Origin of the sequence: Sorangium sp. So ce327, assembly GCF_051530205.1 — a bacterium.
GTDB lineage: Bacteria > Myxococcota_A > Polyangia > Polyangiales > Polyangiaceae > Sorangium > Sorangium cellulosum_B.
The window spans coordinates 11,276,220-11,290,724 of the sequence record NZ_CP150330.1 but is presented as its reverse complement, the minus strand read 5'-3'; the positions used below and the strand labels follow the sequence as shown (position 1 = coordinate 11,290,724).

At 71.6% G+C, this 14,505-nt stretch carries 11 protein-coding genes; 10 read left to right on the top strand and 1 reads right to left on the bottom strand.

Going from position 1 to position 14,505, the window contains the following annotated elements; genetic code table 11:
• Positions 1 to 250 precede the first annotated feature (250 nt).
• Positions 251 to 1,951, bottom strand: coding sequence for an AAA family ATPase (locus tag WME95_RS42385; protein ID WP_437904947.1), 1,701 nt, complete (start codon positions 1,949 to 1,951; stop codon positions 251 to 253).
• Positions 1,952 to 2,163: 212 nt separating this feature from the next.
• Here WME95_RS42385 and WME95_RS42380 point away from each other — a divergent pair, with 212 nt between their 5' ends.
• The 10 genes from WME95_RS42380 (at position 2,164) to WME95_RS42335 (ending at position 14,493) form a co-directional block, all read left to right on the top strand.
• Entirely contained in the window at positions 2,164 to 3,555 is a 1,392-nt protein-coding gene (locus WME95_RS42380) for a DUF1501 domain-containing protein (protein WP_437904946.1), read from the top strand.
• Positions 3,552 to 4,763 (top strand): c-type cytochrome, encoded by a 1,212-nt coding sequence (locus WME95_RS42375; protein ID WP_437904945.1) that lies wholly within the window; start codon positions 3,552 to 3,554, stop codon positions 4,761 to 4,763. The genes WME95_RS42380 and WME95_RS42375 overlap by 4 nt, the downstream gene beginning before the upstream one ends.
• A 122-nt stretch (positions 4,764 to 4,885) precedes the next feature.
• Entirely contained in the window at positions 4,886 to 6,574 is a 1,689-nt protein-coding gene (locus tag WME95_RS42370; RefSeq protein ID WP_437904944.1) for a metallophosphoesterase family protein, read from the top strand.
• 6 nt (positions 6,575 to 6,580) lie between these two features.
• On the top strand, positions 6,581 to 7,732 hold the full coding sequence (locus tag WME95_RS42365; protein ID WP_437904943.1) for a hypothetical protein: 1,152 nt from the start codon (positions 6,581 to 6,583) through the stop codon (positions 7,730 to 7,732).
• Positions 7,729 to 8,352, top strand: coding sequence for an RNA polymerase sigma factor (locus WME95_RS42360; RefSeq protein ID WP_437904942.1), 624 nt, complete (start codon positions 7,729 to 7,731; stop codon positions 8,350 to 8,352). Before WME95_RS42365 ends, WME95_RS42360 begins: the two co-directional genes overlap by 4 nt.
• The gene (locus WME95_RS42355; RefSeq protein ID WP_437904941.1) at positions 8,349 to 9,227 is read left to right on the top strand and encodes a hypothetical protein; all 879 of its coding nucleotides are present in this window, start codon (positions 8,349 to 8,351) and stop codon (positions 9,225 to 9,227) included. Before WME95_RS42360 ends, WME95_RS42355 begins: the two co-directional genes overlap by 4 nt.
• A 61-nt stretch (positions 9,228 to 9,288) precedes the next feature.
• Entirely contained in the window at positions 9,289 to 10,056 is a 768-nt protein-coding gene (locus WME95_RS42350) for a hypothetical protein (RefSeq protein ID WP_437904940.1), read from the top strand.
• Between the two features lie 183 nt (positions 10,057 to 10,239).
• The gene (locus WME95_RS42345) at positions 10,240 to 11,034 is read left to right on the top strand and encodes a BPTI/Kunitz domain-containing protein (protein ID WP_437546149.1); all 795 of its coding nucleotides are present in this window, start codon (positions 10,240 to 10,242) and stop codon (positions 11,032 to 11,034) included.
• A gap of 340 nt (positions 11,035 to 11,374) precedes the next feature.
• Entirely contained in the window at positions 11,375 to 13,090 is a 1,716-nt protein-coding gene (locus WME95_RS42340) for a DUF1592 domain-containing protein (RefSeq protein ID WP_437904939.1), read from the top strand.
• Positions 13,087 to 14,493 carry a DUF1552 domain-containing protein gene (locus tag WME95_RS42335; RefSeq protein ID WP_437904938.1) on the top strand — a complete coding sequence of 469 codons (1,407 nt, stop codon included), beginning with the start codon at positions 13,087 to 13,089 and terminating at the stop codon, positions 14,491 to 14,493. Before WME95_RS42340 ends, WME95_RS42335 begins: the two co-directional genes overlap by 4 nt.
• Positions 14,494 to 14,505: the final 12 nt, after the last annotated feature.

Below are 14,505 nucleotides of genomic sequence, written 5' to 3'. Positions count from 1 at the left end.
TTGCTGTCCTGGTGTTTACACCGCGGCGGACCTCTCCTGCTGTACCGAATCTCTGATCTTCCTCGACGAGGTCGACGCGCTCACCGGGCCCACGCTGCTCTCGGCGCTGCGCCAGCGCTGCGGAGGCCACCGGCGCAGGCCGCGGGGATTGCCCTTCGCCTATTGCCTCCATCGGGATGCACTGCGTCCCTAAAGGGCTAGATCGACGCCGCGCTCGGCACGCCGCTAGGTGGGCAGGGAAATCCGACGATCACCGGCCAACCCCCTCGGCGGCGCGCACCGCCACCTGCTTGCCGCTGAACGCCACCGCGAGCGCGTGCACCGGAGACGCGCCAGCGGCGCGGAGCTCGGCCGTGTAGTCCCTGCGGTCGATCTGCGACAGCCCCTCTTCCAGCGCTTGCTCCAGCGTCTGGCCGCCTCGCGCCACCTTCATCTCCAGCACGACGCCGGGTTTGCCCGGCTGCCGGGGCCGCACCAGCACGTCGGGCCTCCCTTCGCCGGACTCGCGGTTGGACCGCACCTCGTAGTCGGGCTCCAGCGTGGCGAGCAAGCCTGCGACGAACCCGTGATAGACCTCCTCCGGGCCGAGGCGGCGCGCCTCATGGTACGAGAGGACGTTCACGACGAACGCCCGGAGCTGCTCTTCGAAGGTGGCCACATCGCCGCTCAGCAGCGCCCGCACCAGCCGCCGCGAGCTCGCGCCCTGCCCGGACAGCCGCCCCTCCATCCAGTCGCGGAAGGTGCTGATATAGACCTCGCGCACCTCGTCGTTCGGGATCGACAATCGATACGCCGGCACGTGGGTCGTCCCCGCCTCGACCGCCTCGGCGCGCAGGTACCCCGAGAACACGAGCAGGGCAAAGAGCGCTCGCGGGCTGCCCGGCAGCTGGTCGAAGGCCACGTTCTCGTCGAGCCGCTGCTCGATCGCGCCCCCCTCGAGCAAGATGGCGATGTCGTCCTCGACGTCGAGCGCGTGGTGCACCAGCAAATCTCTGATGAGCTCGTTCGCGCTGGTCGACACCCAGTAGCTGCGGGTGCGCCTGTCGTCGCTGGCCAGGAAGCTCAGCACGGACCAGGGATTGTAGACCACGGTCTCGCCGAAGATGTAGCCGTTGTAGGCCTTGCGGACGCTCTCGAGCCTGTCGAGCGCGCTCCCGTCTTTGAGGAGCGCGATCACCTCGGGCTCGGTGAAGCCGAAGCAGGTGGAGAACTCGGTGCGGAGGAGCGAATAGACACCGATGTTGTTGAGGCAAGAGAAGATGCTCTCCCTCGCGATCCGCAGGACGCCCGTGAGAACGGCCCTGGACAGGTGAGGGTTGTCCTTGATCCCGCCGGTCAGGAAGGCGCGGAAGAAGTCGAGGACCTCGCGGGCGTAGCCCCCGACGAAGCCGGCGTGGATCGGCTCGTCGTACTCGTCGATCAGGATGACGACCTTCTCGCCGGAGGCGCGGTGCAGGTAGGCGCAGAGATCGAAGAGCGCGCGCTGATAGAGCACTTCGTCCGCGGTGCCGTCGAGGATGGCGCGGTAATCGCGCGCCTCGCGCTCGCTCAGGGCGCCCCCATCGAGGAGCGCCCGGTGCTCGTCGAACAGCGCCTCGATCTTCCTCTGGATGGCCTTCCAGCACGCCTCGAAGGCGGGCGCCTTGACGTCCCGGAAGGTCATGAACACGACCGGATAGCGCCGGAAGTGCGCCCGGTACGCTTCGCCCGCGCGCCAGATGGAGAGATCCTCGAACAGGTGCGAGAGGTCCTCGTCGCGCCTCTCGAAGAAGTACCGGAGCATCGACAGGTTCAGCGTCTTGCCGAAGCGCCGCGGCCGCGGGAGCAGGAGCCCCACGAGCCCTGGGCGGTCGACGAGCTCCTGGATGAGGTGCGATTTGTCGACGTAGACGAGCCCGCGCTCGCGGAGATCGCGGAAGTCGGAGATGCCGAGAGCGACGTGCTGAATCATGGGGGCGCTCGACGGGCGGAGCATCACGAGCATGGAGGAAGGGCGAGCTCAGTAGCAAGCGGGCAGCGCCGGCCTTCAGCGTGCGCCGCTCTGGCCGCCAGCGCGCGCCGCCAACCGAGAGGCCGTCACGAAGGCGGCACGCACGAGCTCGTTGGACGGCAATGTCGTGCGGGCGCGCGCGGCCGCGGAGGGTATCCTGAGCCGCGCGCCCGATGCCTCGCCACGACCCCTGCCCCCGCCGCCTCGCCGTCCCGCGCCGCGCGCTGCTCGAGGCCGCCGCGGGCGCGGCGCTCGCCGGCGTCCTCGGCCTGCCGGCGCGCGCGCTCGCCGCGCAGGGCAAGGCCGCGGAGGACGAGTTCTTCCTCTTCATCCACGCGTCCGGCGGCTGGGACGTGACGCTGTGGGCCGATCCTCGGAACGAGGCCAGGGGCCTCGTGAGCCCCGCGACGACCGACAACACGGACACCGCGGGGCTCCGCCTCTGGGTCGACGCGCCCGCGGCCGGCGGCGCGAAGAGCTTCGCGCCGGTCACGCCCAGGGGCTCGAGCCTCGTGTTCGGCCCGGGCATCGGCGCCCTCGCGGACATGCACGACCGGCTGTGCATCCTCAACGGCCTGGCCATGAACACCGTGAGCCACCCCGACGGCACGGCGTTCTCGACCACGGGACGGCACCTCAGCGGCGGCCGCACCGTGGCCTCCAGCGTCGACGCGATCTGCGGGAGCGAGCTCGGCGCGGGCCAGACCTTCCCCGTCGTCTCGGTCCAGTTCCCCTCGGCGTTCGTCGGGGAACGCCTCGATCGGCGCGCCGTCCCGCTCATGGTCGGGGAGATCGGCACCCTCAGCCGCTCGCTCTCCCGCGCGCGCCACTACGACACCGACGAGGACCGCGCCGCGGTGACCGCGCTCCTCTCCGAGGAGGCCAGAACCCTCGCCGCGCGATCCAGCCACACCGACGCCCTGCGCGGCTTCGCCATCCAGGCGGAAGGGCTGGGCAAGATGCTGAGCGCAGGCCTCCAGGAGGTGTTCTCCAGGGGCAAGCTCATCCAGGCGCACCCGGAGTTCAACCACGCGGCCCGCTACGCCAGGCAAGCGGCCGTCAACGCCGCGTTCGCGATCGAGGCCATGCGGCGGAACGTCGTCCGCTGCGTGAGCTTCTCGAGCAGCGGGTTCGACACGCACACGAGCACCTACCGCCAGCACGCGGCCACCCAGCAGGAGCTCTTCGACCTGATCGCCGCCCTCCTCGGCTCGCTCGACAAGACCCCGCACCCGACCCGGGCCGGCAAGAAGCTCTCGGATCACACCCACATCCTCGTGACGAGCGACTTCTGCCGCACGCCCCAGCTCAACACGGCGATGGGCCGCGACCACTACCCCAACAACTCCGCCATGGTGATCTCCCCGCGCTTTCGCGGGAGCTTCGCGTTCGGCAAGACCGACCCCGAGCAGCTCCTGCCGGCCCCGGCGAAGACGTTCCAGGGCGGGCCGCGGCCGATCGCCCCGCCGGATCTGCTCGCCACCTTCCTGTTCGCCTTCGGCATCTCCCCGCGCGCGCACCTGCGCGACGGCGAGGTGGTGCCGGAGCTGCTCCGGTCGCCGTGACGCTCCTCCGCCGAGCGGCGTCCGCCGCCGCGCTGGCGTTCTCGTCCTCTGCGCTGGCGCTCTCGTCCTCCGCGCTGGCGCTCTCGCTCGCCGGATGCGCGGCGCAGGCCGCGGCGCCCCTCCCGCCGCTCGTCGTGCGCGAGGTCGCGTGGCCGTCCCCGGGGGAGCTCGGCGCGGTGCGCGCGGTCGCCGACGACGGGCGCCGCGTCGTGGTGTTCCACGACGGCGCCGCGGCCGTCTTCGTGAACGGCGCGCTCGCCAGGGTGGAGCGCGCGCCCCACCGCTGGGTGAGCGCCGCGGCCCTGCCCGCGCCCGACGGCTACGGCACGTGGATCGTCGGCGTCGACGCCGAGGGCCGGCTGCTCCGGCTCCCAGGCCAGGGGGCCTTCGAGGTCGTCTCCGACCGCTACGGCCTCGAGCGCGCCGCGGTGCGGTCCGCGATCGGCCTCGGCGAGGGCGGCGCCACCTTCGCGCTGGACCGCGAGATCGCGGTAGCGGACGGCGAGACCGTCACGCGCTACGCGACGGGCCCGCTCGCGACGTTCGCGGCGGGGGCCGGGCGCGTGGCCTTCTCGGCCGGGGGCGATGGGCTCGGCGCGCTCGACGTCGCCACGAGGGCGCTGCGATCGTACCCGCTCCCGGCGGACGGCGCCGCGCCGCTGCTCGCCCTGACGGGCGCGGGCGCGCTGCTCGCGGCGACGCCCGATGCGCTCTACGCGGAGGACGGCGCCGGCGTCCTGCGCCTCCGGTTCCGGGCGCGCGCCGCGCTCCACGGGCTCGCCGTCTCCGGCGACCGCGCGTGGTTCGCCGACGGCGACGAGCTCGGCGTGCTCGAGCAGGCCGGCGCGCGCGAGACCCGCGGCGCGCGCCTCCCGCAGGGCGGCAGGCTCGTCGGCTCGCCGAGCGGCGACGTGTGGCTGCTCGCGTCGGGCGCCCTCCGGCGCTTCGCCGCAGAGGACGGCGCCGGGACCGCCTGGGGCGAGATCGCGCCCGTGTTCGCCCGCGCGTGCGCGCGCTGCCACCGCCCGCGCGGCGAGGGCGGCGTCGACCTCTCCACGCCCGCGGCGTGGGCCTCGCTCCGCGAGGCCATCGCGCGCCGGGTCGTGGACGAGCGGAATATGCCGCCCCCGGGATACGCGCTGTCCGAGGCCGACCGCGCGCGCATCCGCGCCTTCGTCGGGCGCGCAGGGCCGCCCGCGCGGCCGTGATGTGGGCTCGCCGCCGTGGCCGCGATGCGCGCTCGCCCGCGCGGCCGTGAGGCGCGCTCGCCGCCGCCGCGCGCCCGTCTTGCGCTACCCTGGGGCACCATCGCGAAGAGGAGAGCTGTCTGATGATGTCGTTCAGCCCGGATCCGCGCGTCGCAGAGCAGCAGATGCACGCCATCATCTACTACCTCACGGGGTTCGGGTACATCGACGGCGAGCTCGATCCGACCGAGAAGTCCTTCATCCGCGGCTACATCCACGACCTCGTCCGGCAGCGCGCGCGCGACGCCCTCGCCGGCGAGGCCCAGGAGAGCCAGGACGTCGTCGGCCGGTGGACCAGCCACTTCCACGAGGTCTTCTCCGAGATCGACCACCAGATCCAGAGCCATTTCACCGAGAGCGTCGCCGAGGGAGAGGACCCGAAGGACTTCGTCCTCTCCAAGATCAAGCTCCGCTGCTTCGAGCTCCTCGACGGCTTCGACGACGACAACCGGAAGGCGCTGCTCGCGACCGTCGACGAGCTCATGCTCGCCGACGGCGTCGTCCACCCGAACGAGCAGCGGTTCCGCGACGAGCTCTCGTCGCTCCTGTCGGCGTCCCCGATCGAGATCGACGACGTCGACATCGAGACGATCGAGCAGGGCGCGGTGGTGATCGATCCGGCCACGCGCAAGCAGGCGCGCGAGGTCGATCACCCGTTCTTCAAGGCGTTCGAGTGGGACTACGCCAGCGACGCAGCCACGTTCGCGGAGCAGGCCAAGGTCGACATGGACCTGATGCGCAGGTTCGAGGCGAAGCTCGAGGAGCAGCGCGCGCGCGGCGCGGGCCGGCTCGACGGCGCGGCGGATTTCGCGGGCTTCGCCGGGCAGGCGCCCTTCCTCGACGGCCACGTCTACGTCGCCTCGCCCGACCCCGCCGAGGACGTCGAGCTCCTGGTCATCGGCGATCTGCACGGCTGCTACTCGTGCCTCAAGGGGGCGCTGATGCAGGCCGACTTCTTCGCCAAGGTGCAGGCCCACCGCGACGACCCCGCGAACCACCCGCGGATGATGCTGGTGTTCCTCGGCGACTACATCGATCGCGGCAGGTTCAGCTACAACGGCATCCTGCGCACGGTGATGCAGCTCTTCCTCGCCGCGCCCGAGAGCGTCTTCGTGCTGCGCGGCAACCACGAGTACTACGTCGAGCTGAACGGGCGCGTCCTCGCGCCGGTGCGGCCCTCCGAGGCGATGAGCTCGCTCGCGGCCATCGCGCCGAACGAGGTGTTCGCCGCCTACATGCGCCTCTTCGAGGCGCTCCCCAACATGCTGGTCTTCGACAGGATCCTCTTCGTCCACGCGGGGATCCCGCGCGACGAGACCATCGCCGCCCGGTGGACGTCGGTGTCCTCGCTCAACGACCCGGAGATCCGGTTCCAGATGCTCTGGAGCGACCCCAGCGAGGTCGACGCGATCCCCGCGGAGCTCCAGAAGTCCACGGCGCGCTTCCCCTTCGGCAAGCGGCAGTTCAAGAGCTTCATGCAGAAGCTCGGCTGTACCACGCTGATCCGCGGCCACGAGCGCGTCCCGGAGGGCTTCCGCGTCGTGCACGACGACCCCGACGGGGTGCTGCTGACCCTGTTCTCCGCGGGCGGGAAGACCAACGACGACCTGCCGCTGACCAGCAACTACCGCGAGGTCACGCCGATGGCCCTCACCATCCGGTACAAGGGCGGCGTCAGCCAGCTGACCCCGTTCGCGATCGAGTACGAGCGGTACAACGATCCCAAGTACAACGCGTTTTTCCGCGAGCAGCTGCCGCCGCTCCATCCGTAGGACGTGATGCGCCTGCTCGATCCCTGTCGGCGGGATCTCCTCGCTGCTGCGGATTCCCTCGTCGTCTCCGCGCCCGCGCTCGGCGTGCTCGCGCTCGCCGCGCTCGCCGCGGTGGCGGGGGATGCCCGCGCCGACACCGCGGCGAGCGCGGGCGGCGTCGAGCTCAACTGGATCGCGCCCGGGGAATGTGCGGATCGATCGCGCGTGCTGGCCGAGATCGAGCAGCGCCTCGGGCGGTCATCCGAGGCGAACGGCGAGCCGCCGCTGAAGGCGAGCGCGGTGGTCTCCCGGAACGAGCGCGGGTCGTGGGACCTCCGCCTCACGACGACGCTCGGCGAGACGACACGGTCGCGCGAGCTCCACGGCGAGACCTGCGCGGAGCTCGCGGACGCGGCGGCGCTGATCATCGCGCTCGCGATCGATCCGGACGCAGCGAGCCGCGGCACCCCGACGGCGGAGCCGGACACCGGCGCGGCGCCAGGCGACATCTCCGGCGAGGATCCAGGCGCCGGCGCGGATCCAGGCGCCGGCGCCTCGGCGGCGGCGGACGCATCTCCGGACGCGCCCACCGCCGCCGAGGCGCCGTCTGCGGCCTCGCCCCCGCCAGGGGCCAGCGCGGCCCCGGCGCAGGGCCCGTCGCGCCCCCTCGAGCTGCGCGGCACGCTCAGGGCCTCCGGCGTCCTCGACACCGCCTCGCTCCCGGCGGTCGCCCCGGGGGCCGGCATCGCGGTGGGCATGCTGATCGGAGCCGTCCGCGTCGAGCTGTCCGGCACCTACTTCGGCGCGCAGCAAGCGTTCGTCGAGCGGACGACGATGGGCGGCGACGTCCAGCTGACCACCGGCGGATTGCGCGTGTGTTACGCGATGCGTTATCGCCCGGTCGAGCTCGGACCCTGCGCCGGCGTCGAGGTCGGCGTCATGAGCGCGGACAGCTTCGGCGCGGCGTCGCCCGGCTCGAACCGGGCGCTCTGGGTCGCGCCGCACCCCGGAGCGCTCGCGACCTTCACCCTCTCGGACCGGCTCCGCGTCCCGCTCACGCTCGACGTTCCGTTCCCGGTGACGCGCGATCGGTTCGTGCTCGTGGGCATCGGCGCGGTCCACCGGAGCGCCGCCGCCACGCTCCGCGCCTCGCTGGGGGTCGAGGTGCGATTTCCGTGACGGATTCAGAGGGCGCCGGCCATGTACTTCGCGTGACGAGGACGTCCCCCGCGTCGGCGCTTCCCTTCGCGGGGTCCGTGTTCGATCCGCACTTCGGCACCCACGACGCGCCCGTCTCGCTCGACTTCGACGCGGTCTACGACGAGCACGCCGACTTCGTCTGGCGAAACCTGCGCCGGCTCGGCGTCAGCGAGGCGAGCCTGGACGACGCCTTCCAGGACGTCTTCGTCGTGGTCCACCGGCGGCTCGGCGAGCTCGAGCCGCGGTCGAGCGTGAAGGCGTGGCTGTTCGCGATCCTCTGCCGGGTGGCGCGCGATCACCGGCGCCTCGTCCGGCGCAAGGGCGGGCTCGAGGAGCTGCCGGGCGGCGTGGCGGACCGCGGGCCGGGGCCGGCGGAGCGGCTCGAGCAGGTCGAGGCGCTGAAGCTCGTCGACGCGCTCCTCGCGGAGCTCGACGACGACAAGCGCGCGGTGCTCGTGATGGCGGAGATCGAGGAGCTGAGCGCGCCGGAGATCGCCGCGGCGCTCGATCTGAAGCTGAACACCGTCTACTCGCGGCTGCGCGCCGCGCGCCGCGAGTTCGAGCTGGCGCTGGCGAGGCGCGGGGGCGGGTGGCCATGAGCGAGCCGGGCGACAAGGCGCGCGCGCTCCTGAGGGCGGCCCGAGCGGACGGGCTCGCGCCGTCCGACAAGGCGCGGCTCCGCGCGGCGCTCGCGGGCAAGCTGGCGGTCGGCGCGCCGCAGGAGCCGTCCGGGGAGGCGCCCACCTCGCCCCCGTCGCCGCTCGCGGGCAGCGGGGCAGGCGGCGGCGTCCTCGCGGGCAACGCGGCCGGCGGCGTGCTCTCGGGCAAGATGCTCGCGGCGGGCGCGCTGATCGGCGCCGTCGCCTTCGCCGGCGGGTTCTTCACCGGCAGGGCGACCGTCGACGCGCCTCCGCCGGCCAGCGCAGCGCCGCCGGCGAGCGCGCCCGCGGCACCTCCGCCCGCGATGACACCGCCCGCGATGACACCGCCCGAGGTGGCTCCGCCCGCAGCAGCTCCGGTCGACGCGCCGGCGCCGACGGCGGCGCCCCCGCCCCCGCGCGAGGCCCGCGCGGTCGCGCCGGCACCGCCGCGGCCGCTGGACCCCAGCGCGGAGGACGCCGCGCGGGCGTCCTCGACAGGGGACGGCGAACGCGAGCCGGCGCGCCCGCGCGGCGGACAGCCGGCCAGGCCGAGCACGCTCGCCGCGGAGATGGCCCTGCTGCGCGAGGCGCAGGACGCCGTGCGGGACGGCGATCCGTCGGCCGCGCTCGATCGCCTCGACGACCTCGGCGCCCGGTTTCCAAAGGGCCAGCTCCGCGAGGAGCGCATGGCCGCGCGCGTGCTCGCCCTCTGCGCCGCAGGGCGGGCGCCGGAGGCGCGCGCGGAAGCCGAGCGGCTCCTCGGCGAAGCGCCGAGCTCGGTGCACGCGGGCCGAGTCCGCGCTTCGTGCGCGTTCCGAAAAAAAACCGACTGACAGAGACGGATGTTCCTCGCGCCGGCCATGTACCGATGGACCGCAAGAGACAGGAGGAACCATGAATCATTCGACTCGCGTCGCGCTCGCGTTGCTCTTCGCTGCTGCCTCGCTCGGGAACATCGGCTGTCAGTCGCAAGACCTGCCCATCGGCGGCGATGAGGCCAGCTCCGGCGGCGGGGAATCCGGCGGCGGAACCGGCGCGGCCGCGCTGCTCGTCGCGCACTGGGAGGGATACGTCGAGAACTTCAAGTTCCGTTCGGGATCGGACGCGGTGCAGCTCGACATCGATACGGTGGAGGGTTCGGTGATCCAGGGGACGGTGCGCTTCGGGGCGGGGCCATCGATGCCCCCGCCCACGGATCCGGACGTGGGTTATCCCCCGAACCCCGGGATAGAGGTTAGTTACGCGCTCGGCCTGCCCTACGAGGGCTTCGATTTCACGCTACTGGGCGCGCAGCTCAGCGAGAGCCGGCTGCGCTTCTCGATCGCCCCCACAGAGCTCTGGAAGGGCTGGTGCGAGCTCCAGACGCCGCGCCTTGTGGTCACCCCGGGCGGCGGCGAGCGCACCTACTTCTGCGAGTCCGACCAGGGCTACCTGCAAGGCAGCGACGGCTGCTTCCTGGCCGATCAGCCCGTCGACTGTGCCTATATCGATCTGTGCATCAAGGAGGTTTGCCATTGTCGCGAGTCCGGGTGCACAGTGGACGCGGAGCTCGCGGAGGAGCGGGTCGACTTCGATCTTGAATTCGGTCAACAGGAGGCGAACGGCAGCATCGCGATCGAGAGCGCCATTTTTTACAATGTCCGGCTGACGCGCGACCCCTGACGGCGAGCAGCTCAGGACCGGTCCCCTCGACGACGCTGTCATGGTGTGCCGCGCCGTCTGGCACACCGAGGCCCAGCGCCCGCGCGATCCGGGCCGAGATCGGCGGGCGCATCGACCGGACGCCCAGGGCATGCCCGTTGCAACTCGCCCGGCATGCCTCGGCGCTTATCCCTGGGTCTTGGCTTGCTTAGCTCCCTTCTGCTCGCCGCAGGCTGCTCCGGAAAGGTGGATCCCGCAGGCTCGGGCGGCGGGGACCCGGGCGGAGGCGGTTCGTCTGCGGAGACCGGCGGCGGTGGCGGTGGCGGGCAATTGCCCGTCCGGTGCCTGCTCCCGGCGGATCCTGGTCCGTGTGAGGCGGCGTTCCCGAAATACTGGTACGACCCGGCCGCCGGCGCGTGCAGGGAGTTCACCTACGGCGGCTGCGAGGGCAACGAGAACCGCTTCGATTCCCTCGCCGCGTGCGAGGAGGCCTGTCGGGGCGAGCTGCCCGACATAGGCGTCTGCAACGCGCCGAGCGATTGCATCCTCGTGTCGCGGGGCTGCTGCGGCGCCTGTGACACGGCCAATGCCGAGAACTTCAGGGCCATCAACCGCGCCGGGACGAAGCTCAACGAGATCATCCAGGGGTGCGGGGGCGTCGCGTGCGGCGCGTGCCCGGAGGTCACCGAGGCGGAGCGCACGACCCAGTACTTCACCGCCACGTGCGAGGCGGGGCGCTGCGTCGTCCTCGACGTGCGCGAGTCGCCGCTGACGGAGTGCACTGTCGACTCGGACTGCGCCCTGCGCGACGGCCTCGGCTGCTGCGAGGGGTGCGACGGGACAGGCATCGTCGCCCTCAACCAGAGCGCGGAGCTCGATGCCCTGGTCTGTCCCGCCGGCATGGGCGCGTGCCCTCCGTGCGCGCCCGTGTTCCCGGGCGGGATGACGGCGGTCTGCTCGTCGGGCAGGTGTCAGCCGCAGATGCCCCCGGCACCTTGAACGACGCGGGACGACGAGGAACGACCAGCGCTCCTGGCGTGCGTGATCAGGCGCTGTCTCCTGAATCGTGGATAAGGCACTTTCCTGCGCCCACCTGGGCGCCTTCCCGTCTCGGCGCGTCAGCGCCGCGCTGCGCCGATTCCGGTGAACAGCTCCGGCGCATTCGGCGGAACGGGCGGAATCGACGAGACCGACGAGACCGACGGGACCGACGGGACCGAAAGAACCGACCGCTCCACCATCGCCTCGCATTGACGCTGAGCTCCTGGCCCCGATAGCCTGTTCCATGGAGCGCTCGTAGATTCTTCTTTCTTCGAGCTCATTCACGAAGGAGCTGCCCGTGAATCGAAGCACCCCGAGGATGCTGCTCGCGGCCATCGCGCTCTCCAGCGCGGCCGCGTGCTCGGGATCGTCTGGAGACGGCGGATCGAATCCGGGCGACGGTCCCGGCACCAGCACCAGCACCGGCACCGGCCCAGGTCCCGACCCCGGCGCCCAGTGCGAGCCCGGCGTCACCGCGCCAGGCCCGACCCCGCGCCTGACGCGGCTGACGCACGCGCAGTACGACAACACCGTCCGGGACCTCTTCGGCAAGGACATGAAGGCCTCGGCGGCGTTCCTCGCGGACCCGGCGTTCGAGGGGTTCAACAACAACGCCAAGGGGCTCCTCGTCTCCGATCGCCTCGCCCGCGATTACCGCCGCGCCGCGGAGACCATCGCGGCCGACGCGGTCGTCGACCAGGCCGTGCTCGGCAAGATCGTGCCGTGCGCGCCGGAGGGCGACGGCGCGGCCTGCGCCCGGCAGCTCATCCGCGAGCTCGGCAAGCGCGTCTACAGGAGGCCGCTCTCGGCGGAGCAGGAGGAGGCGTACGCCGCCGCCTACGCCCGTGGCAACGGCCTCTTCGACGCGGGCACGCCGTTCGAGCAGGGCGTGCGCCACGTCATCGAGGCGATGCTCCAGTCGCCGCACTTCCTCTACCGCATCGAGCTCAGCGAGGAGCTCGACGGCGGGGGGATCATCCCGCTCGACGCCTACGAGGTCGCGACGCGGCTCTCCTACCTGCTCTGGAACAGCCTGCCCGACGACGCGCTCCTCGAAGCGGCGGAGGGCGGCGCGCTGGGCACGCCCGAGGGCATCGAGGCCGAGGCGCGGCGCATGCTCGCCGACCCCAGGGCCACGAGCGCCCTGGACGACTTCCACGCCCAGTGGCTCCACATGAGCCGTTACGCGGATCTCTCGAAGGATCCGGCGCTCTACGAGGACTTCGACGCCAGCGTGTCCTCGGCCATGGCGGCCGAGACGAGGCAGTTCATCCGGCACGTCGTCCTCGAGATGGAGGGCGACTTCAGGACGCTGATGACGGCGCCCGTCGGCTTCGTGAACGACAGGCTCGCCCCGATCTACGGCGTGGAGGGGTCGTTCACGAGCGAGCTCGTGGAGACGCCGCTCGACCCGGCGGAGCGGGCAGGGCTCCTCACGCAGGCCGGCTTCCTGAGCTCGCACGCGTTCTTCAACAAGAGCTCGCCGATCCACCGCGGCGTGTTCATCCAGCGCCAGATCCTGTGCACCGACCTCCCCGACCCGCCAGCGGACATCAACACGACGCTGCCGCCCATTCAGGGCGAGATCAAGACGACGCGCGACCAGGTGGAGGTGCACACGTCGCCGAAGGCGTGCAACGACTGCCATGCCGTGATCAACCCGCCGGGCTTCGCGCTGGAGCACTTCGACGCGGTCGGGCGCTACCGCGCCGACGAGGACGGCGAGACGATCGACGCGACAGGCACGATCGCCGTCGGGGACGGTGAGATCAGCTTCGACGGCGCCGTGGATTTCGCGACGCAGCTCGCGGAGAGCCCCGTCGCGCAGCGGTGTTATCTGACGAACTGGTACCGTTACGGCAATGCCCGCCAGCTCTCGCGGGAGGACGCGTGCACGATCGCCGAGCTCGACGAGAAGCTCGGCGCGTCCGGGTACAACATCAAGGAGCTGCTGGTCGCGCTCACGCAGACGAAGACGTTCAGGTACCGGGCCGTGGAAGAGGTGGACCAATGAATCGCAGAACGTTCTTGCGGGGCGCGTGCGGGGTGATGCTCGGCCTCCCGCTCCTCGAGTCGCTGCGCCCGCGCGACGCCAAGGCCGACGCGAGCGCGCCGCGCCGGTTCATCGCCTTCTTCATGTGCAACGGCGTGAACATGACCAAGTTCTTCCCGAGCACGCAGTACGGCGCGCTGACGGCCGCGTCCTTCGGGGCGACGCGGGCGATAGCGCCCCTCGCCGCGTACCGGGACAAGCTCTTGATCCCGCGGGGCATCCACATGGTGCCGCGCGGCTACGGGTTCGACCCGAGCGCGGGCGACGATCACGCGAAGGGGATGGGCTGCAAGCTCACGGCGCAGCCGCTCGTCCAGGGCACCCAGTACGCGGCGGGGATCTCGCTCGACCAGTTCATCGCGAACAAGATCAACCCGCCGGGCACGCCCGCGCTGACGCTGATGGTCGGGGCGAAGACGCCGAACGTGCGCGGGCACATCTCGTACACCGGAAGCGAGCAGCCCGTCAGCGGCGAGAACAACCCGTGGCTCGCGTACCGGGACCTGGTCGGCGGGACGGACCTCGAAGAGGAGGCGCTCGTGCGGCTCACGAAGCGCCGCGAGAGCGTGCTCGACCTGGTCTCGGTCGAGTACGAGGCCCTGCTCAAGAAGAAGCTCAGCAAGGCCGATCGCGACAAGCTCGACATGCACTTCCAGACGGTGCGCGACCTCGAGGTGGGCATGGGCGGCTCGGGGATCATCCCGCGCGAGCTCTCGCCGGAGCGGGCGGCGGAGATCGAGGGGATCGACCCGGACACGGTGGGGTTCGACGCGGAGTTCAAGAAGGTCGGGCGGATGCAGATGGACATCCTCGCGCTGGCGATCGCGACCGGCGCGACGCGATCGGCGACGCTGCAATGGGGCTCGGGCGCGGCGGGGCCCATCTTCAAGTGGGATGGGATGGCCCACGAGTACAACCACCACAAGCTCTCGCACGGGAACACGAGGGACGACGACACCGGGAGCGCCGTCGACGGCTACGAGGAGATGCTCTTCAACATCGATCGCTGGTTCATGGGCGAGTATGTCTATCTGCTCGACCGGCTCGCCGGCTACGAGGAGGGCGGGGCGACGGTGCTCGACAACAGCGCCGTCGTGTTCATGAACGAGCTCTCCGACGGCCTGCGCCACGATTTCCGCGACCTGCCGTACATCATCGCGGGGAGCTGCGGCGGCTACTTCAAGACGGGGCAGTACATCAAGGTGACGCGGCAGTCCAATACGGTGCAGGACAAGGACGCGCCCCACAACAAGCTGCTCACGACGCTCGCGAACGCGGTCGGCTGCACCGAGGAGGGCGGGGGGCCGATCACGAACTTCGGCTCCTTCGGCCAGGCCGGCGAGCTCGACGAGCTCAAGGCCTGATCCGGCGCGCCG

Coding starts and splice junctions, on each gene's coding strand:
- WME95_RS42385 (WP_437904947.1), bottom strand. CDS start 1,951: ATGATTCAGCACGTCGCTCTCGGCATCTCCGACTTCCGCGATCTCCGC.
- WME95_RS42370 (WP_437904944.1), top strand. CDS start 4,886: ATGATGTCGTTCAGCCCGGATCCGCGCGTCGCAGAGCAGCAGATGCAC.
- WME95_RS42380 (WP_437904946.1), top strand. CDS start 2,164: ATGCCTCGCCACGACCCCTGCCCCCGCCGCCTCGCCGTCCCGCGCCGC.
- WME95_RS42365 (WP_437904943.1), top strand. CDS start 6,581: ATGCGCCTGCTCGATCCCTGTCGGCGGGATCTCCTCGCTGCTGCGGAT.
- WME95_RS42335 (WP_437904938.1), top strand. CDS start 13,087: ATGAATCGCAGAACGTTCTTGCGGGGCGCGTGCGGGGTGATGCTCGGC.
- WME95_RS42355 (WP_437904941.1), top strand. CDS start 8,349: ATGAGCGAGCCGGGCGACAAGGCGCGCGCGCTCCTGAGGGCGGCCCGA.
- WME95_RS42350 (WP_437904940.1), top strand. CDS start 9,289: ATGAATCATTCGACTCGCGTCGCGCTCGCGTTGCTCTTCGCTGCTGCC.